We start from the raw sequence: 22453 nt of genomic DNA, 5'->3' as shown, positions 1-22453 counted from the left end.
ACGCTGAGACTATTTAAACTGCCACCAAGAAGAGAAGATAGGCGATACCCAAGAGCGATAAAGCCTAAGCCATCAAAGTACCCACATAAAAAAAGAAATGCCAGTCAGCTTAACTGACTGGCATTGGGCGAGTGAGCCGCTTTTTTATGCTTACTTGAATACCATAGGGTTTTTTAGATGCTGCTTTTGTTCTGCAGTTGGTAAAAATCCAGTTTGTACAAACTCATTAAGGCTTGGGTGACGTTCAAAGTACAAAATATCTAGGGCAAAACGATTCATACCGTACAAGCCCCGATGGATCATATTTGCCGAAAATATGAGTAAGTCACCTTTTTTGAGTGCTACACTTTTACCACGAGTTAGTGAGTCACTATTTCGAGCGCCCTGCTGTTCTAATCTAACTGTTAACTCTTCATCTGAATCCCAGTTTTTATGGCTGCTTGGTATTAGCTCTATTCCCGGCTCATCTTCAAAAGCAACGCGGCAATGCAACACTTCAGGGCCGCTAAGAGCGGCCTTTTGCGCATCAAGCTCTAAGTGATACTGCATATCGCGATGCCAATAATTTGCCTGTTTAGGGTTGTAAGGGTTAAAGAATAGTTGAGTATTCATAAACTGGGGCTCAGCAACAATACCCTTAACCTGTTTCAATAGTGTGTTGGCGCTGACAAACTCAAAAAGAGTAAACTTTTCCTCAACACTTAAACATGCAGCACCAGTCAAACCTGAGCTATTAATCCCTCTAGATTGGTAAAAAGATTGGTTTTCTTGCAACCAGTGTTGATGAAATTTATCGAGAATTGGCCTTACCTTGCTAAGCTCACTCTCTGTGTAAAGGCCCTTTACATAGTAGTAGCCGTTTTCAGCAAAAAAGTTATTTTCCATTTTTTACCTTGCTAAAATTGCACGTATTTTACTACTAAGCTCAGGCAATACTTGTTGCTCAAACCACGGATTTTTCTTTAGCCAGATATTATTGCGAGGGCTTGGGTGAGGAAGTGGCAAGTAATTTGGCCAATATTCACGCCACGATTTTACTAACTCAGTTAAGGGTAGCTGCTTAGTGTTGGGTAAATGATATGTCTGCGCGTACTTACCTAAGATAATGGTGAGCTCAATATTATTTAGTTGCGCTAAGAGTTTTTCACGCCATGCAATCGCGCACTCTTTTCTTGGCGGTAAATCACCTGATTTTCCTTTGCCCGGGTAACAAAAGCCCATCGGCAAGATAGCAAAATTGCGCTCATCGTAAAACTCATCGCTTGTTACACCAAGCCAACAGCGAAGCCTTTGCCCGCTTGCATCATTAAAAGGTTTGCCACTTTCATGTACTTTAATTCCCGGCGCTTGACCGGCAATTAAAATACGAGCCTGCGGATTAAATTGAATAACGGGCCGCGCTCCGAGTGGTAAATGAGGCTCGCAGATCACGCATTTACTAACTTGTTCTAATAATGATTGAGTATTCATGAGTTAGTAAAAATATGATCTATGCTTGCTTTGACCAAACTGCTAACTCATTACCACTTGGCTCTGTGAAGTGAAAACGACAGCCTCCAGGAAAATCAAACAAGGGCTTAATAATTGTGCCGCCGTGTTTTTCCACCTGTGCTTGAGTCTCTTTAATATTATTTGAATAAAGCACCAGTAGCGCGCCGCCATTATTGGTTAAGCTAGTTAATGGGGCTTGATAAAAACCGCCATCAAGGCCCGCTGATTCAGCGCTAAAGGCCGTGTATTCAGGGCCATAGTCGGTAAATTGCCATTTAAAAACCTGATGAAAAAATGCCTTTGTTGCGGCTAAATCTTTAGCAGCAAATTCAACATAATTTAAGCTATGGTGGTTCGACATGGTGTGCTCCTAATTAAAACTATTCTCAAGCGCCATAGCGCAATGAAGTGCTGTACTATCAAGTAATGGAATAGACGTATCTGATTGTTGAACTAACAAGGCTATTTCGGTGCAACCAAGAATAATGGCTTCTGCACCTTGCTGAGTTAGATCATCAATAATGGTTAAATACTCAGCTCTAGATTCTGGGCTGATGATGCCTTTACATAGTTCATCATAAATCACACGATGCACTGTTTCACGCCCCTGTGCATCAGGAATTAACACGTCTATGGCGAATTTATCAGCTAGGCGTTGCTTGTAAAAGTCTTGTTCCATAGTGAACTGGGTGCCCAACAAAGCCACTTTTTTAAAGTTATGTTGGATCAGGTTTTCACCAACTGCATCTGCAATGTGTAACAAAGGAATTGAAACTGCAGCTTGTACTTGCTCAGCGAGTTTGTGCATGGTGTTGGTACAAATTAATAAATAATCCGCGCCCGCGGCTTCAACTTGCTTAGCGGCCTTAATGAGTATCTCGGCCATCTGTGGCCAATCTTGTTGCTTTTGCAGAGCTGCTATGTGGGCAAAATCGAGGCTAACGAGTACTATCTTGGCACTATGCAGCCCCCCCAGTTTGTTATTAACACCTTGATTTAAAAGCTGGTAGTAACTTTGTGTAGACTCCCAACTCATGCCACCGATTAAGCCTATTGTTTTCATTTCAGCTCCCTTTTTATTTACTTAACACCATATGATATTGCACAGAACAAAGCTAGCAGATCATTATTTTACTAACAGATCGACTTAGTTGGTTGTGTTTCATTATTTAATACGTGCATGCAAATGATAACTACTATCTTTTCTGTTTGTCGGCGATATAATACGGGGTTTTCTTCTCGTGTTATTTTTTAAGGGATTATCATGCATTCTCAATCATTAGATGCAGTGACTACCAATCGCCCTAAAAATACAGCTAAAAAGCGCTCTGTGAGCCTATCTTATCGTCTTGCTGTGTTTTTGCGTTTCGTTGCAGCCATCATTGGTGGTTACGCCTTTACCAGTGTGCTTACCTCATTACTAGCTGTGTTATTACCACTTAATAAACTCGACAGCGTGCTGTTAACCACGACTCTATCGGTATTTTTTTACTGTTGTGTGTTTATTTGGGTGTTTGCAGTTAAGTCTTTAAAGACTGTTTGGATCACTATTTTACTAACAACTAGTGGGCAATTGCTGGCCCTTTCATTGATTAAGGATTGGTTATGAAAGAGAGCTTTTTCCGCTCAATGACTTGGCTTCATACCTGGGTTGGCTTGCTGGTATGCTGGTTACTGTTCTTAATCTTTTTTGCTGGCACCATCAGCTTTTTTAAAGATGAAATCACTATTTGGGCCAAGCCCGAAACACACCATGTGCAGCATCAAGCACAACGGGTTCAGTCTCAAGCCGAGCAAATTAATTATGTGTTTTCGCAATTACAGCAACAGGCACCTAATTCATTATCTTGGCGCATAAACTTACCTGAGCCACGTAACCCTGTTTTAAGCTATGGGTTTGCTGAGCCTAAACAGCCAGGCCAGCGCCGAGCACCTTTCAACTATACACATCTAGACCCTAATACCTTAGAGCAATTACCCGAACCTCGGGAAACCAAGGGAGGGAACTTTTTCTATCGCTTACACTTTGATTTACATTACATAGATGTATTTACTGCACGGATAATTGTTTGTTTAGCCTCATTATTTATGTTGGTAGCGCTTATAACAGGCATCGTGATCCACAAACGTATTTTTAAAGATATGTTTAGCTTTAGAGCAAACAAAGGCAGCCGAAGCTGGCTTGATGCACACAATGTTTCGTCGGTGCTGGCATTACCATTTCATATTATGATCACCTACACGGGGATTATCACACTTATATTTATGCTGTTCCCCTACCCTGCCGAAACCGTATATGAAAATGGCTTAAGGCAAATGTTTGAAGAGGCATTGCCTATTAATAAACGTGCAAAGCCCAGTGAAGAGCAGCGCCCTATGGTGGTAATCAAAGATGTGCTAGATCAGATTTATACTAAGTCACCGAATGCCGACATTAGCTATGTGTTTGTAAGAAATGCCAATACAGCGACCTCACAAATCGTGGTTTATTTGGCAACCGGCAAAGAGGTTGTAGATAACGGACCACGCTACTTATTCAATGGTGTAACAGGTGAGCTTGAAGCCAGTTCTGGCGAAGATTGGAGCGCTTCGGCGCAGTTTTATGACTCAATGACAGCATTACATAGTGGTCGTTTAGCCGAGCCGTTGCTACGTTGGCTATATTTTTTCTGTGGTGTAGCTGGCTGTGCCATGATAGCTACAGGCTGCATCATGTGGGCAAAGCGCTTACGCGAAAGGCTCAAAGCAGACCAAAAACCAAGTTTTGGGCTTAAGCTCGTTGAGACACTAAATTTAGCCACCCTGATGGGCTTACCGCTAGCAACTTCAGCGTTCTTCATTGCCAATCGTTTATTGCCTTTAGAGTTAGCTGGGCGTGCCGATAAAGAAATACTCGTGTTTTTCTTAGCTTGGCTGGCGATGTTAGTTGTTGCTGTGTTCGGCCGAGAAAAACATCATTGGCGCTATTGTGCATGGCTTAACGCTGCTGCTTGTTTATTAGTACCTGTGGTAAATGCGCTGACAACAGATGGCAATTGGATCACGTATTTACTAACTCAGCAGTGGGCTTTATTCGGTATTGATAGTGCATTTATTTGTGCTGGGCTGTTGTTTTTACTACAAAGCAAAAAAATACCTAGCCATAAAACCGCTACAAACAAGGCTAAATTAAATAAAAACAGGCTGTTAAAGGAGCAACAGGGATGATGGAGTTACTGCAATTTAGTCTCTGCTTTTTTGGGTTTAATTGTTTTGCTCTTGCAAAATTCAATCACTTTCGTGATGTGTTTAAAAAGAAATTAACCGAAAAACAGCGAAGTAGCTTTTTATTCAGCGGCTGGATCAGTATTTTACTAAGTTTAGTGCTTTGTGTGCTGTCAGATGCTGGGTATGGCGCATTGCTGTTTTGCGGTTATATGGCTTTAAGCGTACTTATGCTCATGATTTTATACAGTTTTACTGTTTCATGGGTGAAGCATGTCAGTGTATTAACTATGTCTGTTTTGCTGTTAAGTGGCTTTTCGGTGATGATTTTCTAGTTTAGTTAGTAAAAAGCTGATCTAATGCCATTTTGCAATAAAGCTTAATTGAGCAAATAGTTAAAAAAATGGGTAGGCAATGCCTACCCAAGCAGGGGATTAAATTGGGGGATCACATGTTGTTTCAAATTAACGACGCTAAGTTTGCCTAGCATCCATTACAGTTGTGTTGCACATTCGTGATAGTTTAAAGACAGTTGTAAAGCCCCTTTACAAGCTCTCATGGTCAACATAAATAAGCTCGTCTGTTTTAAAACCATATTCTTTTGCTGTATTTATGAAGTCCTGCATTTGCTGTTCCGTAACGTTAGGAGTGCGCGACAAAAACCATAAATACTCTTTGTTATAGCCAGTAATATAAGCGTATTGATAGTCTTGCTTGTCTAATTCAAACACTACATATGAGCTATAGAATGGCCCAAAGAATGATACCTCTAAGTGACCTATGTCTTGTTGCTCTGCAAACTTAGCTTTACCTTCAGCTTGCTGCCATTCTTTATCTTCAGCGCTATAACCTTTATTGATAACTTTTACACTGCCATCAGGGTTAATTGAGTATTCAGCGGTAATGCCCTCAAGGCCGCGTTCAAATGAATGATCTAAACGTGCAATTTCGTACCAGGTCCCTGTGTATTTGTTTAACTCAAAATTATCGACGGGTTTGATGTTATCTGGCACGCCTGTACACGCAGATAAAATGGCTGTGATACATAAAACCCCGATTAACTTTAATGATGTTTGCACGTTTTTACTCCCTTTAAAAATTAAACAAATTAATACGTTAATAGCACTAATTTAGTTCAATTACGGTAAACTATTAATGTCTAAAATTAAAGATTGAGAACAGCATGAAGATTTGGGTTGATGCAGACGCCTGCCCCGTCGTTATTAAAGAAATATTATTTCGTGCCGCAGAGCGCACGCAGACCTTTACCACATTAGTGGCGAACCATGCGATGCGAGTGCCACCCTCAAAGTTTATTAGCCGTTTGCAGGTATCTTCGGGGTTTGATATTGCTGATAACGAAATCGTTAAACGTATTGAGCCGAATGATTTGGTGATCACCGGTGATATTCCTTTAGCAGCTGAAGTCATCGAAAAAGGCGCACAAGCGCTTAATCCACGCGGTGAGTTGTATACGACCGAAAATATTCGCTCACGTTTAAACGTTCGTGATTTTATGGAAACTATGCGCTCAAGTGGCGTTGAAATGGCCGGTGGCCCGCCGCCTTTAAGCCAAGCAGACCGCCAAAACTTTGCAAATAATCTTGATCGAATCCTCGCTAAAAAGTCATGAGTGTCGTTAAAAGTGTGCCACTGCAGGGTTTTGGTGATGCAGCCTTTAAAGTCGCTGTTTATATAGAAAAGCGCCCGCCGATGCCTGCTTGGCAACAGCTTATGCATTTGCATGCAATGCAACCCGGCCAAATAAACGAAATAAACCAAGCATGTGGTAATGGTTGGCGCAAAGTTTTTAATGTGTATGGCAAAGTACTTTTTGCACTACCAAGTGAATATTATGATTTTGCTAAAAGAGCGGCTGATTGGCAGAGCTTTCGCGATGAACAACTACTGCAAGCATATAGCCAAACTGCATTACTGTTTAGCCCACCGATATTAGGCAAACCAGAGCAATTACATATAATTGCAGGGCGAACCCATGCTAAGCAGCTTATAAATGACGGGCTTTTGCATTGCCAATTAACTTGGCTTGATGATGAATTTGCTATTAGTAAATCAGATAAAGTGATTGTTTGCCCATATTTTGATTACCGCCAGTTGAGCAATATTAAAATTGCACGACTTAGCCAGCTAGTTGCAGATATTTTTTCTTAGTTTCTGGTTTATTGCGTTATTGAGTTAGCAAACTAAGCTTTAAATACTGTAAAACTTAATAGTTATCTAGATGAAAATATTGGTCGTTGACGATATGCCACTTATGCGCCATGTGTTGATAAACATGTTGCGCAGGCTTGATTATAACGATATAACGGAGGCGACTGATGGTGCTCAAGCGTTTGATTTACTGGAAAAACACAGCTTTGATCTGGTGATTACTGATTTGCATATGCCGAAAATGGATGGCAAATATTTGCTTAATCATATTCGCGAAAACCCGCTCCTAAGTGACTTACCCGTTTTAATGGTAACCTGCGAAGACAGTAAGCAAACGGTCAATGAGATGATCACAGCAAAAGTGAACGGTTTTATCATTAAACCATTTTGTTTAAATACACTGCAAAAGCAGTTAAGTCGAATTGTTAAACCAGAATAACCTGCAACAACTGGAGTTAAGAGCGATGTTTAAGCATTTAACAATAGTGAGTTTATTCACTGCCAGCACTGCCATGGCGAGTGCAGAACAATTGACTTTATACACCGAAGTATTCCCTCCCTATAACTTTGTGCAGCACAATCAACTCACCGGTATTAACACCAAAATCATGGAATCTTTGTGCGAAAGAGCCAAGTTGAGCTGTACGTTTAGTGTATTGCCTTGGAAGCGCGCAATGTCACTAACACTCGCCCAACCCAATGCTGGAATTTATTCTACTTCACGCACCGCAAAGCGAGAAACTCAATTTTACTGGGTTGGTCCTTTGGTATCTGGACATTCATGTTTATACCGTTTAAATGCTCGCAACGACATTAAAGTGACAAGTACACAGTCGTTGCAAAACTACACCATTGGCGTATCTCGTGGTGATGTTTATCAAACCGTTCTTGCTGATTTTAACCTTGCTGAAGGCCAGCAATTTTTAACTTACTCAAAAAAGTTTGAAGAGCTAAAAATGTTTAAGCAAGGTAAGCATGACTTGCTGATTGGCTCCTCTCTCACTCTGTCATCACAATTGATGAATGTAGGTATGAGCCCAGACCAAGTCACACCGGTATTTGAGTTAAAGCACCCTGCTTTAGTGGGTAATTACTTAGCACTTAACAAAAACACATCGCCAGAGTTGATCACTAAGCTGCAACACGCCCTCGATACCATGAAGGAAGAAAACCTGATTGACTCTCTTGTTGATCAGTTTGTAGCAGAGGATAGGCACTCTCACGGCGAAGCATCCAAAGTCTCAGAGCAGTGCTTAAATGGCTCTGCCATTTACTAACTTGGAGAGGTTTTAGGTAAGTTGGTCGCTGTATTTCTTATTTTAGAAGTCAATCGCGATTTTTCGCGCTCGAACGCAAAGCCATTGCCTGATTTTTAATTGCTTTTTATAGTGGTTAAAACAATAACAAGGGCAAAAAATTATGAAACCAACTCCACTATTTAAAAGCTTAGTGCTAGCAGTATGCTTAGGCGCAACAGGCGCCTCTCAAGCTTACGATCGCATCACTGGCCATAACTTTGCTAGTCGTTCTGAAGTCATTGCACAATCAGGTATGGTTGCAACATCACAGCCGTTAGCTACGCAAGTGGGCTTACAAGTATTAAAAGACGGTGGTAATGCCATTGATGCAGCTATTGCGGCAAATGCAGTGCTTGGTCTGGTTGAACCGACTGGGTGTGGAATTGGTGGTGATTTATTTGCCATTGTTTGGGATAACAAAAGCAAGCAACTTTACGGTTTAAATGCCTCTGGTCGTTCACCACAAAGCTTGTCTTTTGATACTTTAAAAGCACAAGGTGACTACATTCCTGCTTATGGGCCATTGCCTGTGTCGGTACCTGGTGCAGTAGATGGTTGGTTTGAGTTACATAAAAAGTTTGGCAAAACACCAATGAAAGCCTTACTCCAACCTGCTATCGACTACGCTGAAAATGGCTTCCCTGTGTCTGAACTGATTGCTTATTACATGCAAAAAAGTGTGGCTGCACGAGGTAAATACCCAGGCTTTAAATATGTATATATGCCTGATGGGGCAATGCCTGAAAAAGGTGAAATCTTTAAGAACCCTGCCCTTGCAAACACCTATCGTAAAATTGCCAAAGGCGGCCGCGATGCCTTTTATAAAGGCGATATTGCTAAAGAAATTGGTCGCTATATGAAAGAAAACGGCGGCTACTTATCGTATGAAGATTTAGCTGCGCACCATAGTGAATGGGTTAAGCCTGTGAGCGCCGATTATAGAGGATATACGCTTTGGGAATTGCCACCAAATGGCCAAGGTATTGCTGCACAGCAAATTCTGAATATTCTTGAAGGTTACGATATCAAAGCTATGGGCTTTGATAGCCCAGAATACGTACACACCTTTGTTGAAGCGAAAAAACTCGCGTTTGCAGATCGTGCAAAGTATTACGCCGATCCAGCGTTTAACACCATTCCCGTACAAACACTTATTTCGCAGCAATATGCTGACCAAAGACGCAAACTGATAGACCCTAATAAAGCCGCAAAACGCGACCATGCAGGCCCAGTAGAAGGCGATACCATTTATATGACGACCGCCGATAAAGACGGCAACATGGTTTCACTTATTCAAAGTAATTACCGAGGCATGGGCTCAGGTATGACACCGGCAAAATTAGGTTTTGTATTGCAAAACCGTGGCGAAATGTTCGCGCTTAAAAAAGGCCACATGAACCAATATGAGCCAGGCAAACGACCGTTTCATACAATCATTCCTGCGTTTGTCACCAAAGATGGCAAGCCATATATGAGTTATGGCGTAATGGGCGGCGCCACACAGCCACAAATGCACGCTCAAATACTTATCAACATGATTGATTTTGGCATGAACCTACAAGAAGCCGGTGATGCACCGCGTATTCTGCACACAGGTTCATCGCAGCCGACAGGTGAGATCATGGAAGACGGCGGTTTTGTTAGCTTAGAGTCAGGTTTTTCGATGGAAACCCGCCGTGAGTTAATGAAAAAAGGCCACACCTTACAAGACGCGGTGGGCCCATACGGTGGTTATCAAGCAATATTGAAAGACCCGAAAACCGGCGTTTATTACGGCGCATCTGAAACCCGTAAAGACGGCCAGGCCGCGGGGTATTAGGCTATTGCTGGGTAGAGCGGAGCGAAACCCAACAAGTTAGCGAGTTTCAAGAGTAAAGTTAGCGAGTTAAAAGAGCTGTCAGCTCGTAGGTTGGGTAGAGCGCAGCGAAACCCAACTAGTTAGCGAGTTTCAAGGGGAAAAAGTAAAGTTACATCGCGTAGGCGTGAAATTTATTTCGCGCGATGGCTCTAACTTTACTCTTTGAATTTACAAACTTTATCCTGCCTTGATTCAAGCAACTCAATTCTGAATATGTACATTTTAAGAAGTCGGTTGTATTAGGTGAGTTTCGCGTAAAGTTTATTTCGAGATAACGCCGCATAGCGGGCAGATTATGCTTGGCTAAAATGCGGAGAGAAGTGGCACTCCCCATATGTTACTGCCCCAACGAACCCGCAAGCGGTTTAAGTAGTTTGCTATATGACAATGCCTAAAGCTGCCTAGTTAAATAAAAAACTAGAAGTATTTCTAAGCCCATAAACACGACACTCATAATAATGTCAAAAACCTTCCATACTGCGCCACGCTTTGAATACTCAATGAGAATCCTTTGCTGATATGAAGACGATAGAAAATATAGCCAGCCACGGTAGACCCACTTAAAACAGCTCCCAATCTCAGAAATAAACTCTAGCAATCAACAACTCCTGACACATAAACAGCAAAAGTAAAATTGGGAAACTATTCTTCCTGACATATAACGGCCGTGTTAAGCAGCACAAAATCCCTGGCTAAAATTAGCGGTGAAGGAGCGTTAGCCAGACTTTAGACATCCATCCATTAATTTATGAGCTTTTATATGCACTTTAATCTTTATCTTTGGATAAGTAATAAAGTATTTGGATATAAATCCATACTCCAATTAACCCAACTATTGAAGCAATGAATACGATAGAATTATCTTCGTAAGTTAGGCAAGCAACGCAAAAAAGTAATGAAGCTATGACCTTATACGTAATTTTAACTTTTACGCTAATTGAGTTTTTAATAGCTAGTTTAGTCTCAACACGTTGCATTAACTTATTGAACATACTTTTATCTGGCAAGCGCTAAAACCTCCTCACCGTTAAAGTTAACACTTAGTTGAATACAACCTTCAGATATTATTTGAACATCGACAAATGAATCTTGAGCTGCACTATACATTTTTGCATCCCAATTTGCTGAAGTTAAACCAGACTTAAGGCCTTTTAAAACTACTAACCCGACTGCTTTAGCATTGTTATCATGAGAATGAACAGAGATTTCGCCTTTACTTAAGTCGACTAGCAATTTTGCTGGCTTAGTTGAATGTTTCCAAATACCAGAGATATCGCAGTCAGCTTGAACCTCTGTGGAATAAATTGAGGTTACTAAAAGAGAACTTAAAACTAAGAATCTGAGCATGAATATCCTTTGCATGTAACACCCGGTTTGCGGGTGAAAATATGGGCTAAAATTAGTGACAAACGAGCACTAGCCAAGCGTTTTTCATTCTTTAGAGCTCGTTGGGTAAGCGAAGCGGTGTATTGATGCGCTTGTTAGGCTTGTGGCCGAAAATAAAATTCATAGTGAGTAACCTCTGATGGATCTTCATTGATAGTTTCAATAGCTTCCATAAACGTTATTTGTCTTTCCCTGCTGAATGATGCGTTGAATTCCATATGTGGTTGTCTAGTACCATCAGGGAAAACTGTAAAGGCGTCATACCCCAAGAAGTAAAAACCTTTTTCGTATAACAACTCAATCACTCTTAAAGCCTGTTCACGAGCGATTAGAACACCTGATCCGATGATGATATAAGGTAAACCCCAATCTTCATATAACTCAGAGCTTTTCATTTGATACCAACCCCCCAATAAGCGGCAAGTTACGAGCGTAAGCTAAGTTTTAGACACCCTCGTTTAAACGGCTTGTTATAAGGTTACTTACTCTTACTCTTTCTCTTTATTAAATAGACGGTGTATCGATAACTGAAAAGCAGAGCAAATACTATTAAACCAAATTTAAATGGAAACCACTCCAAGCCTGTTTCTGCAAGACCGGCTAAAATACATAGTCTATAAAGAGGCTCCCAAACGATACAAACTAGAGAATAAGCAAAAGCATCTGGCGCAAGTAAAATAGCAAATTTTAGCTTCTCTTTTAGTAAATTAAACATCAACTCTCGATATACACGCCCCCATAAAGGGCTAAAATTATTGGCCTAAATTAGCGACGAAGCAGCGCCGTGTTTTTGCCCCAATAACTATATGGAACGAATCCATGCTTTTGTTATATGGCATTTTGTAAAAGTGCTTGTTTGATTTTGGCATGTATTTCAACACCTTTTGAGCAGGTTATTGAATGGGCAGAAGCTAACTCCCTATTTACCAAGCTATAGAGGTGTTGAAACACAAGATTAGCTAATTCGTCTTGAGTTATAATACCTTTTTCCATGCAAATATAGCTTTCCCGGTTAACCAGAATTTCCGTTAATTTATCTACTACGTCGTTTGATTTTGGTTTTGGAACACCTAAGTCTTCCGCAATCAAATTGCAACATTCAATAAGTGCTTTTTCGGAGTAACTGATAGAGGTTTCCTCATAGCAGATAAAAATTTTACAATGTATGCATCTCGCATATTTCTAGCGACGTCACGCTAATGTATTTAGTAAATCTACTATAAACAAATAACGTAATACATTGCTAACTATAAATTTTTATTGATACTAAAGATGTTCAGAAAGAAAAATTGCTCAACGCTGATTTTCATCTTATTTGCAGGGGATGTGGTTGGGAATTAGCGAGCCATGAACCATCGCGCGAAATAAATTTCACGCCTACGGTAACTAATCCATCTCAGCAGCGAGTAGGCATCAACGACTTAAAGCTTATGACTTACAGCTTAAAGCGCCTTTACTCTTTCCCCTTTTAACTCGCTAACTTTAGTTGGGTTTCGCTACGCTCTACCCAACCTACGAGTTGACAGCTCTAGAACGTAGCTAACTCCCAACCACATACCCAGCAAAACCAAGCACTTTAAAATACTGTTTTGGGGTGCTGAAGCGGGTTTCATTCATTAACTCTGAAAAACGAATGCGGTCTAATGGGTAAAACTCGTGCTCTAGGTTGTGGCGCATGCGTTCTACGCCGACTTCGGTTAAACCTAACTGCGTACAAAGCTGTAGTTGAGATTCGCGCTCAAAAGCGGTTTCTGGGCGCATTAAATCGGCTATGTATAAGTTGCTCGATTTTTTAAGTTTGCTGTGAATCGCTTTTAATAACGCTTTTTTATCGCCGTTATCTTCAACAAAGTGCATTACCAGTAAACACAGTGCGGCGTCACATTGAGTGTCGATGTCGTTGATATCACCGCAGTGTACTGTTACGCGGTCGCTGATGTTATGCTGGCCAAACTGTTGCTCGGCAATATCGAGCATGTCTTGTGAAATATCTTGAGCAATAAACTGCCAGCTTGGTTTTAGCGCCGCTAATTCGATGATTTCTTTACCAGTTCCGGCACCAACCACTAAAATGCACGCATCATCGTTCAGCGTGCTTGTTAATTGGGCTGCGGTTGCTTGATGTAATAGCTCATAACCTGGAACTAGGCGCAAAATGCGTTCGTCGTAGTGATTTGCTTCTTCGAGATTAAAAGTTGGCATGCTAATCCTTTAAATAACTGAGATGGTCGAATAACCACCTGGCTTTTTCGCTACATGCACTTGCGTGGCAACACGTTCGGTCATTTCTGATACATGAGAAATAACCCCTACTTTGCGGCCTTGTGCTTGTAGTGAGTCAAGAGCATCCATCGCGATGCTTAACGTTTCACTGTCCAACGTACCAAACCCTTCGTCGATAAACAAAGAGTTTATCTGTACTTTATTCGACGACAACGAAGCAAGCCCAAGCGCTAGTGCTAACGATACTAAAAATGACTCACCCCCCGATAATGTATTAACAGAGCGCTGCTCATCGGCCATGTCTTTATCGATAATAGCGATATCGAGCGTTTGCCCTATGGCTGTTAGTTTGTAGCGTTTATTTAGGGTTTGTAAGTGACTATTCGCATAATGTAGCAGTATTTTTAAGGTTTGCGTTTGCGCTAAATTACGCATGGTTTTGCCGCTGGCATCCCCGAGCACCTTATTGAGTAAATGCCAGTGCTCATAGCTTTTTTGCTGTTCAACCAATTGCTTTTGTTTATCTTCAAGCGCTTCGCTATTTTGTTGATGGGTTTTAAGCTCAGTCGCAACTTGCAATAGTGCATTATTCGCTTGTACTTGTTGCTCTGTGGCTTGATTAAGCTGTAATTGCAGCTCATCTTCACCGAGAGCTGGCTTGTCTTTTTGGTGCTGAGCCAGCGCTTGTTGTCGTTGTTTTAAAAGCGCCTCTGCGTCTTTTAAGCTACTTTCGGCGGTGTGGTAATCTGCCAGAGTTTGTTTTATTTCAGCGGGGTTTATCGTTAATAGCTGACTAACGGCTTGCTCATCCAAACTTGGGTGCTGCGTTTTAAAATCATTAAACCACAGGCTAAATCGCTCATTAAGCGCTGCTTGCTCAGCGGTGAGCTCTTTTTCACGCTCGTCAATATTGGCGATTTGAATGGCTTGTTCGTCACGCGCCTTCACCGCATTACTATGGTTTGTCTGGGCAAGTTGCAGTGCTTGCTGCGCTGAATCTATCGCCTTTTCAAGCTCTGCTATAAACTCATCTACCGATATCGCCGCGTTACTAAATAAGCCCTCGCGCTTTGATTGTATCTGCGTGAGTTCGTTTTGAGTTTGGCTTAGTTGCTCGTTGCACTGAGTTAAAGAGGTATGTGCTTCGTCAAGCTGCGGCGTTACATGTGCAAGGTGCTGCTCAATGGCTTTTAAGCTAGTTTTAAGCTCATCTGCCGTTTGCAGCGAAGCTTGATAAGCCTCAACGTGCTCTGCAATGTTCTCTAAAGAAATGCTTTGTGTATTGAGTGCCTGCCACCAAGGTGCACTAGTGAACTGTTGATTCAGTGTCGTATAAAGCTGCTGATGCTCATCATTGAGCTCGTTTAAACGTGTTTGCTGATTATTCAGCTGTTGCTGTAATTCGTTTAACTGCTGCTCTTTGCTATGAAGCGCTTGCCCTTGCTGATTATACTCAGCTTGCTTAGCCGCAAGCGTGTTTTGCAGCTGCTGTTGCTGCTCGAGGGTTTTGTAGTATTGCTGTTTTTGCAAGCTTAGCTGTTGCTGACGCTCGTTTAACTGATCTTCGGTTAAATCATTTAGCTCAGTACGATTAGCCGCCATGGTTTCTTTGAGGCTTTGTTGTTGCGCGCTTAGTTCTGATATTTGCCCCGTTAACGAGCTTATCTGTTGGCTGCATGCCGCCAGCTCATTACTTTTTGCTTGCTGTAATGCTTGCTGAGCTTTTAAGTGCTGTTTGGCGTTAGTTAACTGGTTGGTAAAGTCGTTAATAAGTTGACTAAATTGCTCGTTTACCATTTCTTCATGCATAAACGGGTGCTCTTTTGAGCCACATACTGCACACGGCTCCCCTGCCTTTAAAGTGGCGCGTAACTGGCTAACCCCTTCACTGGCTCTTAACTGCACTTGCTGTAAGTTTTGCTCACAAAACGAAACCTGCTGCTGTGCTTGCTCTGCACCTTGCTGCGCATCTTTTAATGCTGTTTGTAGTTGCTGCTCAGTTTGGCTTAATGTGCTTAGCTGGGTTTGCCAATTTTTTAACTGCTGATGATTAGTTTGCCACACTTGGCGCTTTTCAATCAGGTGCTTAATCGCTTCAAGCCCCGCATCAATATCTGCCATTGATTGGGTGTTTAAACTCGATTTAAAGGCGGTATCTTGATCAACTAAGCGCTTAATTTCTTGCTCAAGGGTTTGAAACTGGGTTTTGCACTGCTGCGCGGCTGTTTGCTGCTCATCAATTTTAGGTTGAAGAGCTTTTACGTTTTGCTGTGATTGGCTAATTGTGTGCTGTTGCTGGCTAAAGCGGCTTAACTCACTTTTAAAGAATGACCAGTCTTTTGCTAATGGTTGCCATTGTGCATGCGTTTCTAAATAGCTATTTATTTGCGCTTGTTGATCGAGCTGTTTTTGCTGCTCTGCTTTATGGCTATTTAGTGTATTAGTCAGCTCTTGATGATGGTGCTTAGCTTTCTCTGCTTGTACTTTTTGCGCCGCTGCTTGCTGGTTTAATACGGCAAGTTGCTTATCTAACTCACGGGCCTGGCTAATAATAGGTTGCGCGTCTTTTTGTGCTTGCTTTGCTTGGTTTAGTTGCGCGGTTTGCTTCTCAAGTGTTTGCTCAGCGTCTTTGATCAGTGTTTCATGGTCAACATTTAAAAGCTGCTCACGGTTTTTAATAAGTTGCCCATGTTGAGCAGCAATCGAAGTAACGCGCTCGCGGTTATCTTTTATTTCTAAGCATTGCTGAGCTTGTTTCGCTTCAGTGGCTTTTTCAGCAAGCGCGTTTATTTGTTGCTGTAACTCTTGCTTTGCTTGCTCAGCTTGGTTTAGCTGTTGCTGCTGCTGAGATGCTTGCTTGTACCACGTTTGGTACTGTTCAAATTGTTTTATTTGCTTTTGCAACTCAGCAAGTTTAGCCTCAAGCGCTTTTTGTTCTGCTTGTTTCGTTTCGACCTCTTCAGGGCTTAAAACCTGATAGTTGCTTAAACTTAACTTTAACTGCTCTAATGCTTGCAGCTGATCACGATGGCGCTCAAAAATTCGCTGTCCAATGCGGCTAAATTTATCGGTGCCTGTTAAGCATTCAAGTAGTTGCGCACGCTCATCCCCTGTTGCTTTTAAAAATGCCGCGAATTCATGTTGCGCAAGTAGTACAGCGCGTGAGAATTGCTCAAAGCTTAAACCTATAATACGCTCGATTTCTTTACTTGCAGCACTCCTATCAGCGATTAGGGTTTTATCAGGCAAGGTGTGTAAGGTGTGTTCAGCCTTTTTTAATTTACCCGTAGCTTTGTTATGTGCACGGCTAAACATTAAGCGTGCACGGTAATGTTGCTTATCTTGGCCAATAAAGTCGACTTCGGCATAGCCCTGCCCTGCCCCGCGGCGTAATAAGTTTCGCGAGTCATTGAGTTTGATATTGTCGCCGTTAAAGTCAATTTTATTGCCTGTATCGCCGCGTAATCTTGCTGTTTTGTTATAAAGCGCTAAGCAAATGGCATCGAGTAATGTGCTTTTACCGGCGCCAGTATCACCGGTGATGGCAAACAACCCCGCCTCTTTTAAAGGCGAAGCGCTAAAGTCGACTTCGGCGTCTAAGATAGAGGCGAGTTGATGAACACGAATTGCTAAAATTTTCATAGTAGGTCCTCTGCATTCAACTCATCGATCACTTGGCTTAGTAAACCTTCTAGTTCTTTTGGCACCGCCTGCCCTGCCATATCTTTATTGTTTGCAAATGCTTGCTCTAAAAGTGAATGTGGGTTTAGCGCTTCAATTTGCGAGACATCTTCAAATAGAGTTTGTTCATCGTCTTGCTGATTGCCCTGCTGACGTACCCTTTCAATGCCACAAAACTTAACCTGCTTACCTTCAAGGGCTTGTTCTATTTGTTCTCTGAAAGTGGTGTCAGTGTCATGGGCGCTCAATTTAACCCGTAGATATGGCGCTAAATCTTCATCCGTTAAATCGAGTTGTTTTATAAGCTCACAGAGTTCGTTCAGTGGCACGCAGTCTTTTTCTGGTAGCAACATGACTTTACAAAAGCTAGGAATGTAAAGGGGGTTTACAGAAGTACCAGAGTCACTAATCTCTACTAGTACAACTTGATGCTGATAGCGTCTTTCAGAAAATGACATCGGCATTGGCGTGCCACTGTAGCGAATGGTCTCTTTCTTCGCGACGGTCTGAGCTTTATGAAGATGCCCTAGTGCGACATAATCAGGTTGATCAGTAAATATGCTTGCCGATATCGCATCTTCACCGCCAATGACTAAATTGCGTTCAGAATCAGATGAGATGTCTCCGCCTTTTGCATGCAGGTGGCCCATAGCAATTAATGGCGCGTTTGGTAACTCGCTTGCTGCTTGCAATGCATCTTTGTAGGCAAGAGCAACGGCTTGGTTGTAACTTAACGGTTGCTCTTGTTGGCGGTTATAACTGCTTAAATCACTGCTACGTAAAAATGGCATGGCAACAACATTCGCATCGCCGTTTTTTGTGCTGATTGGCAGTACCACTTCATGAGGAGCGTTGCTATCAAAGCGGCCAACAACATGGGTATCAAACTGAGCTAATAAAGGTTTTGCTGCCATAATACGATTTGCTGAATCATGGTTGCCAGCAATAATCACTATGTGTAAGTCAGGGCAATGCTGCTTAGTGGTTTTAATAAATTGGTAGAGTTGGTTTTCTGCGCTGGCAGGTGGCGTTGCCGTATGATAAATGTCACCCGCAACCAGTAGTAAGTCGATCTGTTCTGACACAAGCGTATCGGTTAACCAAGCTAGAAATGCTTGATGCTCATCGAATCGGGAATGCTCGTAGAATTGTTGGCCTAAATGCCAATCAGATGTATGAAGGACTTTCATTAAACGCTCTTATTATTTATTAAGAGCGTCAATATACCTAAGCTGAGCCAAGATGCCCAGCCTGGTTTGTTAACTTAAGCTATACCAAGCAAAAACCACCATAGGCAATGCTAACAATGCCATTATCATAGGTACTTTAAGCGCTTTGGTTTGCTTAGCTTGTAAAATCTTAAGGGCATTTGTTTCATTACATGCCGCTACTTTGTCGATATAAAAATACCCTGAATCTAGGTACTGCTTACAATTTTGTTCGTCCGCTGGAATTGCAATTAGTTCTTGTTGTTTTTTTAGGATATAGAAATCCATACGCTCACCGAATTCTATGCTGATTACCAAACATTTTGGGGTTTAAAATGCATGCTTCGCAGACCCCAAAATCAAAAAAGTGGGCGATTTTAAATACAAATGGCAGTAAATTTCAATAGCAAATGTCGCAAAATTTAATTTATTGCAAAAATAATGGCAATTAAGGATAAAATTACCAGTGCAGTCGGGTAAATTAGCCACTTTTTAGACCCATTTACACTCGGGTTCGTGCGAGATAATGCATCTGACTCATCACAAGCTGCAATCACTTCGACAAATTCAAATCCGCGTTGTTTGTACTCGTTTAAAATCGATTCTTGAGCAGGAATGGCTGCTAAACGAGAGTCTTTTTTTACAATATAAAACTTCATCTAATCACCCTTTCATCATTAACTAGAATTTAAGTCGATTACCTTCTTTTTAACTGTAATACTTTGGGATGAATTAGTGCTGAACTAAAATTAACCAGTGTTTTGTAAAGGGGGTTTACAAGGTGTTAATCAAGGCAATTTTTTTGTGAAAAATAGGTCTTCAATAAAACATCGAATACTACCCGAAAAATCCCGCACTTTATCGTTATTTTATTGCAACTTTGTTAGCAGTTTGCGATGGTACGCTGGCAAATTAATTACAGGATTAACAATGAAAAAAGCAGTTCTCAAATTGAGTGCTTTGGTATTGCCTTTAGCAGTATCTTCAGCTGTGATGGCGTCATCTATTGAGCAAACTAAAGGCTCATTCGTTGACAAGTTCCGTCAGCTAGATGAAGCACTTCCAACTCCAAACGTATACCGTAGTGCAGCCGGTGAACCCGCTGAAAATTACTGGCAACAGCAAGTAAACTACGACATCGATGTAAAGCTTGATGAAAAGAAACGCCGCTTAACAGCAAGCCAAACTATCGAATACAAAAATAACTCGCCGCATACTTTAAAATATCTTTGGTTACAACTAGACCAAAATATCTTTAAATCTGACTCAATTGCTGAAATGACTTCAACTTTCAATGGTAAAACATTGCAAGGTGACCCTCAGCCAAAATCAACTAAATTGAGCTTAGGTCAGTTACGTCGTCAGCAATTCATGGCCGACAACGAGCTGGGTTATGAAATCGCCAATGTTAAAGACGAAGACGGAAAAGAGCTTAAAGTTACTGTAGTAGATACCTTAATGCGTATCGACTTAAACGAGCCGCTTAAACCGGGTAAAGACGTTGAGTTCAGCATGGACTTCGCCTTTAACATTGTTGAAGAAGACGCCGTTGGCGCGCGTTCAGGTTATGAACACTTTGAAGAAGATGGTAACGATATCTTCTTATTAGCGCAGTGGTTCCCTTGTCTTGCTGCATACACTGACTATGAAGCCTGGACTAACAAAGCTTTCTTAGGCAGCGGTGAGTTTACGCTTGAGTTTGGTGATTACGATGTAGAAATTACAGTACCTGCTGATCACATCGTATCGGCAACGGGTCAACTTGATAACGCTCGCAGTGTTTTAACCAGCACACAGCGTAAGCGTCTTGAGCAAGCTGAAGATACTAAGCGCCCTGTTTTCATCGTGACTGAAGAAGAAGCGCTAGAAAACGAGAAAGAAGGCACAGACAAAACAAAAACATGGCACTTCAAAGCTGAAAATGTACGTGACTTTGCATGGGCATCTTCACGTAAATTTATGTGGGATGCAAAAGGCTATCATCAAGGCGGTAAAGATCAGCCGTTAGTAATGGCAATGTCTTTCTACCCGAAAGAAGGTGGCGACCTTTGGAAGAAGTACTCTACTGAAGCTGTAGTCCATACAATGGAAGTGTATTCGCGCTTCTCGTTTGACTACCCTTACCCTGTGGCTCAGTCTGTAAATGGCCCTGTAGGTGGTATGGAATATCCAATGATCACCTTCAACGGTCCGCGTACTGATTTACAAGACGACGGTACACGTACTTACTCACAAGCAGAAAAACGTTTCTTAATCGGCGTTGTTATCCACGAAGTAGGTCACATTTACTTCCCTATGGTGGTTAACTCTGATGAACGTCAATGGACGTGGATGGATGAAGGCCTTAATAGCTTCTTAGATGGCGTTGCTGGTCGTGAATGGGACCATACAATTCCTTGGGGTGTTGAACCTCGTGATATCGTTGCATACATGAAGTCTGAAAACCAAGTGCCTGTTATGACTCAGTCAGACAGCGTATTACGTTTAGGCCCTAATGCTTATACTAAGCCTGCTGCTGCACTTAACATTTTACGTGAAGTGATCCTTGGTCGTGAGTTATTCGATTTTGCATTTAAAGAATATGCACAGCGTTGGAAGTACAAGCGCCCTACTCCTGCAGATTTCTTCCGTACTATGGAAGAAGCATCAGGTGTTGACCTAGATTGGTTCTGGCGTGGTTGGTTCTACACCACAGATCACGTTGACATCTCGCTAGACAAGGTTTACCAACTTCGTTTAGATACCAAAAACCCTGATATCGACTTTAATCGTTTACGTGATATCGAAGCTGACAAGCCAATGCCGTTATTCGTAAAACGTAATAAAGAAGAAGGCAAAAAACTGTGGGTTGAAGAAAACCCAGACGTAACTGACTTCTACGACGAAAACGACCGCTTTACAGTAACTAACAAAGAGCGCAACGCGTATAACAAATTCCTTAAAGGTTTAGAGCCTTGGGAACGTAAAACGTTTGAGCGTGCAATCAAAGAAGATAAAAACTACTACGTACTTGAGTTCTCAAACTTAGGTGGCTTAGTCATGCCTATCTTATTAGAGCTTACTTATGAAGATGGTACGAAAGAAGAGCAGTACATTCCGGCTGAAATCTGGCGTCGTAACCACAAGCATGTACAAAAGCTAATTGTTACAGAAAAAGGTAAAAACCTAGTATCTGTAACAGTCGACCCACGCTGGGAAACAGCGGATGTTGATGTAGAAAACAATAACTACCCGCGTCGTATTATTCCATCACGCATTGAAGTGTACAAACGTGAGAAGAGTAAAGCGAAAGTTAGCCGCGATATCATGCAAGATATTAAAACTGAGCTGAAAAAAGACGACGAAAAAGATGCTGAGGAGCAAAAATAATGCGCTTTGCAGCGATTATTTTTGCTTTGTTACTGAGTGCGCCAAGCATGGCGCACCAGTTAAAAGCGTCTGTGACTACCGTGTTATTTAACAAACGCACTAACAACATAGAGCTGATGCATCGTTTTTATTTACATGATACAGAACACGCCGTTGAACATTTGTTTGACGGCAATGCTGATATCTTAAGTAATAAAGAAGATCAAAAGCGTTTTGCTGATTATGTTGAGTCACATATTGCTCTACAAACTTTAGGTGGCAAACCACTTGAACTTAAAGATGTGGGTGCGCAAGTTGATGGTAAATTCTTTTGGGTTTATCAAGAAGTCACGATACCTGAGGGAATTCATGGCATTCGTATGAGCAACGGAGCACTTCGTGACCTATGGCCTGCACAAGTGAATATGGTAAACATTGAAGGCAAAGGAAAGGTAAAAACACTGACCTTTAGCCAAGATGATACCTGGCTTGAGGCAAGGTTTGAGTCGGTCAATCCAGAGTAATACCAATCCAAAAGGATTAAAAAAGTTCCTTTTTTAATCCTTTGATCCTTTAATTAACCC

24 protein-coding genes are annotated in these 22453 nt (G+C 41.7%); 10 read left to right on the top strand and 14 right to left on the bottom strand.

Annotated features, from left to right (window positions below; all coding sequences use genetic code 11):
* Nucleotides 1–150: 150 nt before the first annotated feature.
* From ABMY41_RS13520 to ABMY41_RS13505, 4 genes are read right to left on the bottom strand one after another with little or no spacing between them, the layout of a single operon-like run.
* Nucleotides 151–885: a phytanoyl-CoA dioxygenase family protein gene (locus tag ABMY41_RS13520; RefSeq protein WP_349275033.1), complete on the bottom strand. Its 735-nt coding sequence runs from the start codon at nt 883–885 to the stop codon at nt 151–153.
* A gap of 3 nt (nt 886–888) precedes the next feature.
* Nucleotides 889–1470 (bottom strand): uracil-DNA glycosylase family protein, encoded by a 582-nt coding sequence (locus tag ABMY41_RS13515; RefSeq protein WP_349275031.1) that lies wholly within the window; start codon nt 1468–1470, stop codon nt 889–891.
* Nucleotides 1471–1489: 19 nt separating this feature from the next.
* Nucleotides 1490–1852, bottom strand: a complete 363-nt coding sequence (locus tag ABMY41_RS13510; protein ID WP_062565443.1) for a VOC family protein — start codon at nt 1850–1852, stop codon at nt 1490–1492.
* Nucleotides 1853–1861: 9 nt separating this feature from the next.
* Nucleotides 1862–2554, bottom strand: coding sequence for an aspartate/glutamate racemase family protein (locus ABMY41_RS13505; RefSeq protein ID WP_349275029.1), 693 nt, complete (start codon nt 2552–2554; stop codon nt 1862–1864).
* Between the two features lie 201 nt (nt 2555–2755).
* Here ABMY41_RS13505 and ABMY41_RS13500 point away from each other — a divergent pair, with 201 nt between their 5' ends.
* From ABMY41_RS13500 to ABMY41_RS13490, 3 genes are read left to right on the top strand one after another with little or no spacing between them, the layout of a single operon-like run.
* Entirely contained in the window at nt 2756–3100 is a 345-nt protein-coding gene (locus ABMY41_RS13500) for a hypothetical protein (protein WP_349275027.1), read from the top strand.
* Nucleotides 3097–4698 (top strand): PepSY-associated TM helix domain-containing protein, encoded by a 1602-nt coding sequence (locus tag ABMY41_RS13495; RefSeq protein WP_349275025.1) that lies wholly within the window; start codon nt 3097–3099, stop codon nt 4696–4698. Before ABMY41_RS13500 ends, ABMY41_RS13495 begins: the two co-directional genes overlap by 4 nt.
* On the top strand, nt 4695–5030 hold the full coding sequence (locus ABMY41_RS13490) for a DUF3325 domain-containing protein (RefSeq protein ID WP_287245942.1): 336 nt from the start codon (nt 4695–4697) through the stop codon (nt 5028–5030). Before ABMY41_RS13495 ends, ABMY41_RS13490 begins: the two co-directional genes overlap by 4 nt.
* Before the next feature lie 210 nt (nt 5031–5240).
* Here the strand turns inward: ABMY41_RS13490 and ABMY41_RS13485 are convergent, their stop codons facing one another.
* Complete coding sequence (locus ABMY41_RS13485; RefSeq protein ID WP_055198908.1) at nt 5241–5774, bottom strand: lipocalin family protein; 534 nt, start codon at nt 5772–5774, stop codon at nt 5241–5243.
* A gap of 104 nt (nt 5775–5878) precedes the next feature.
* Between ABMY41_RS13485 and ABMY41_RS13480 the strand changes: the two genes are divergently transcribed.
* From ABMY41_RS13480 to ggt, 5 genes are all read left to right on the top strand, one after another.
* Nucleotides 5879–6328, top strand: coding sequence for a YaiI/YqxD family protein (locus ABMY41_RS13480; protein ID WP_062565438.1), 450 nt, complete (start codon nt 5879–5881; stop codon nt 6326–6328).
* The gene (locus ABMY41_RS13475) at nt 6325–6867 is read left to right on the top strand and encodes a hypothetical protein (protein ID WP_349275022.1); all 543 of its coding nucleotides are present in this window, start codon (nt 6325–6327) and stop codon (nt 6865–6867) included. The genes ABMY41_RS13480 and ABMY41_RS13475 overlap by 4 nt, the downstream gene beginning before the upstream one ends.
* Before the next feature lie 70 nt (nt 6868–6937).
* Nucleotides 6938–7306, top strand: a complete 369-nt coding sequence (locus tag ABMY41_RS13470; RefSeq protein WP_349275021.1) for a response regulator — start codon at nt 6938–6940, stop codon at nt 7304–7306.
* Between the two features lie 25 nt (nt 7307–7331).
* A complete protein-coding gene (locus ABMY41_RS13465) occupies nt 7332–8144 on the top strand; it encodes a transporter substrate-binding domain-containing protein (protein WP_349275019.1) in 813 nt (270 codons plus the stop codon).
* Nucleotides 8145–8286: 142 nt separating this feature from the next.
* Nucleotides 8287–9984, top strand: a complete 1698-nt coding sequence (gene ggt, locus ABMY41_RS13460; protein WP_349275017.1) for a gamma-glutamyltransferase — start codon at nt 8287–8289, stop codon at nt 9982–9984.
* A gap of 1035 nt (nt 9985–11019) precedes the next feature.
* On the opposite strand, the gene ABMY41_RS13455 is transcribed toward ggt, so the two are convergent.
* From ABMY41_RS13455 to ABMY41_RS13415, 9 genes are all read right to left on the bottom strand, one after another.
* Entirely contained in the window at nt 11020–11370 is a 351-nt protein-coding gene (locus tag ABMY41_RS13455; protein WP_274168261.1) for a hypothetical protein, read from the bottom strand.
* Between the two features lie 134 nt (nt 11371–11504).
* On the bottom strand, nt 11505–11804 hold the full coding sequence (locus tag ABMY41_RS13450) for a hypothetical protein (RefSeq protein WP_269408252.1): 300 nt from the start codon (nt 11802–11804) through the stop codon (nt 11505–11507).
* Nucleotides 11805–11887: 83 nt separating this feature from the next.
* On the bottom strand, nt 11888–12124 hold the full coding sequence (locus tag ABMY41_RS13445; protein ID WP_274168262.1) for a hypothetical protein: 237 nt from the start codon (nt 12122–12124) through the stop codon (nt 11888–11890).
* Between the two features lie 113 nt (nt 12125–12237).
* On the bottom strand, nt 12238–12498 hold the full coding sequence (locus ABMY41_RS13440; protein WP_274168263.1) for a hypothetical protein: 261 nt from the start codon (nt 12496–12498) through the stop codon (nt 12238–12240).
* A 450-nt stretch (nt 12499–12948) separates the two neighbouring features.
* Nucleotides 12949–13611, bottom strand: coding sequence for a class I SAM-dependent methyltransferase (locus ABMY41_RS13435; RefSeq protein ID WP_349275014.1), 663 nt, complete (start codon nt 13609–13611; stop codon nt 12949–12951).
* A gap of 9 nt (nt 13612–13620) precedes the next feature.
* Nucleotides 13621–17274 carry an SbcC/MukB-like Walker B domain-containing protein gene (locus ABMY41_RS13430; protein ID WP_349275012.1) on the bottom strand — a complete coding sequence of 1218 codons (3654 nt, stop codon included), beginning with the start codon at nt 17272–17274 and terminating at the stop codon, nt 13621–13623.
* Nucleotides 17271–18503, bottom strand: coding sequence for an exonuclease SbcCD subunit D C-terminal domain-containing protein (locus ABMY41_RS13425; protein ID WP_349275010.1), 1233 nt, complete (start codon nt 18501–18503; stop codon nt 17271–17273). The genes ABMY41_RS13430 and ABMY41_RS13425 overlap by 4 nt, the downstream gene beginning before the upstream one ends.
* A gap of 69 nt (nt 18504–18572) precedes the next feature.
* Nucleotides 18573–18809: a hypothetical protein gene (locus tag ABMY41_RS13420; RefSeq protein WP_054553375.1), complete on the bottom strand. Its 237-nt coding sequence runs from the start codon at nt 18807–18809 to the stop codon at nt 18573–18575.
* A 134-nt stretch (nt 18810–18943) separates the two neighbouring features.
* Complete coding sequence (locus ABMY41_RS13415) at nt 18944–19180, bottom strand: hypothetical protein (protein ID WP_274168257.1); 237 nt, start codon at nt 19178–19180, stop codon at nt 18944–18946.
* A gap of 271 nt (nt 19181–19451) precedes the next feature.
* Here ABMY41_RS13415 and ABMY41_RS13410 point away from each other — a divergent pair, with 271 nt between their 5' ends.
* Nucleotides 19452–21890 (top strand): M1 family metallopeptidase, encoded by a 2439-nt coding sequence (locus ABMY41_RS13410; protein ID WP_349275007.1) that lies wholly within the window; start codon nt 19452–19454, stop codon nt 21888–21890.
* Nucleotides 21890–22393, top strand: a complete 504-nt coding sequence (locus ABMY41_RS13405; RefSeq protein ID WP_055021252.1) for a DUF6702 family protein — start codon at nt 21890–21892, stop codon at nt 22391–22393. Before ABMY41_RS13410 ends, ABMY41_RS13405 begins: the two co-directional genes overlap by 1 nt.
* Nucleotides 22394–22453: the final 60 nt, after the last annotated feature.

The organism is Pseudoalteromonas sp. BZA4 (assembly GCF_040104395.1).
Taxonomy (GTDB): Bacteria; Pseudomonadota; Gammaproteobacteria; order Enterobacterales; family Alteromonadaceae; genus Pseudoalteromonas.
This window is presented reverse-complemented; position numbering and strand designations above follow the sequence as displayed.

Coding starts and splice junctions, on each gene's coding strand:
- ABMY41_RS13415 (WP_274168257.1), bottom strand. CDS start 19,180: ATGAAGTTTTATATTGTAAAAAAAGACTCTCGTTTAGCAGCCATTCCT.
- ABMY41_RS13515 (WP_349275031.1), bottom strand. CDS start 1,470: ATGAATACTCAATCATTATTAGAACAAGTTAGTAAATGCGTGATCTGC.
- ABMY41_RS13410 (WP_349275007.1), top strand. CDS start 19,452: ATGAAAAAAGCAGTTCTCAAATTGAGTGCTTTGGTATTGCCTTTAGCA.
- ABMY41_RS13455 (WP_274168261.1), bottom strand. CDS start 11,370: ATGCTCAGATTCTTAGTTTTAAGTTCTCTTTTAGTAACCTCAATTTAT.
- ABMY41_RS13470 (WP_349275021.1), top strand. CDS start 6,938: ATGAAAATATTGGTCGTTGACGATATGCCACTTATGCGCCATGTGTTG.
- ABMY41_RS13480 (WP_062565438.1), top strand. CDS start 5,879: ATGAAGATTTGGGTTGATGCAGACGCCTGCCCCGTCGTTATTAAAGAA.
- ABMY41_RS13425 (WP_349275010.1), bottom strand. CDS start 18,503: ATGAAAGTCCTTCATACATCTGATTGGCATTTAGGCCAACAATTCTAC.
- ABMY41_RS13465 (WP_349275019.1), top strand. CDS start 7,332: ATGTTTAAGCATTTAACAATAGTGAGTTTATTCACTGCCAGCACTGCC.
- ABMY41_RS13495 (WP_349275025.1), top strand. CDS start 3,097: ATGAAAGAGAGCTTTTTCCGCTCAATGACTTGGCTTCATACCTGGGTT.
- ABMY41_RS13510 (WP_062565443.1), bottom strand. CDS start 1,852: ATGTCGAACCACCATAGCTTAAATTATGTTGAATTTGCTGCTAAAGAT.
- ABMY41_RS13490 (WP_287245942.1), top strand. CDS start 4,695: ATGATGGAGTTACTGCAATTTAGTCTCTGCTTTTTTGGGTTTAATTGT.
- ABMY41_RS13420 (WP_054553375.1), bottom strand. CDS start 18,809: ATGGATTTCTATATCCTAAAAAAACAACAAGAACTAATTGCAATTCCA.
- ABMY41_RS13475 (WP_349275022.1), top strand. CDS start 6,325: ATGAGTGTCGTTAAAAGTGTGCCACTGCAGGGTTTTGGTGATGCAGCC.
- ggt (WP_349275017.1), top strand. CDS start 8,287: ATGAAACCAACTCCACTATTTAAAAGCTTAGTGCTAGCAGTATGCTTA.
- ABMY41_RS13505 (WP_349275029.1), bottom strand. CDS start 2,554: ATGAAAACAATAGGCTTAATCGGTGGCATGAGTTGGGAGTCTACACAA.
- ABMY41_RS13520 (WP_349275033.1), bottom strand. CDS start 885: ATGGAAAATAACTTTTTTGCTGAAAACGGCTACTACTATGTAAAGGGC.
- ABMY41_RS13435 (WP_349275014.1), bottom strand. CDS start 13,611: ATGCCAACTTTTAATCTCGAAGAAGCAAATCACTACGACGAACGCATT.
- ABMY41_RS13500 (WP_349275027.1), top strand. CDS start 2,756: ATGCATTCTCAATCATTAGATGCAGTGACTACCAATCGCCCTAAAAAT.
- ABMY41_RS13405 (WP_055021252.1), top strand. CDS start 21,890: ATGCGCTTTGCAGCGATTATTTTTGCTTTGTTACTGAGTGCGCCAAGC.
- ABMY41_RS13445 (WP_274168262.1), bottom strand. CDS start 12,124: ATGTTTAATTTACTAAAAGAGAAGCTAAAATTTGCTATTTTACTTGCG.
- ABMY41_RS13450 (WP_269408252.1), bottom strand. CDS start 11,804: ATGAAAAGCTCTGAGTTATATGAAGATTGGGGTTTACCTTATATCATC.
- ABMY41_RS13430 (WP_349275012.1), bottom strand. CDS start 17,274: ATGAAAATTTTAGCAATTCGTGTTCATCAACTCGCCTCTATCTTAGAC.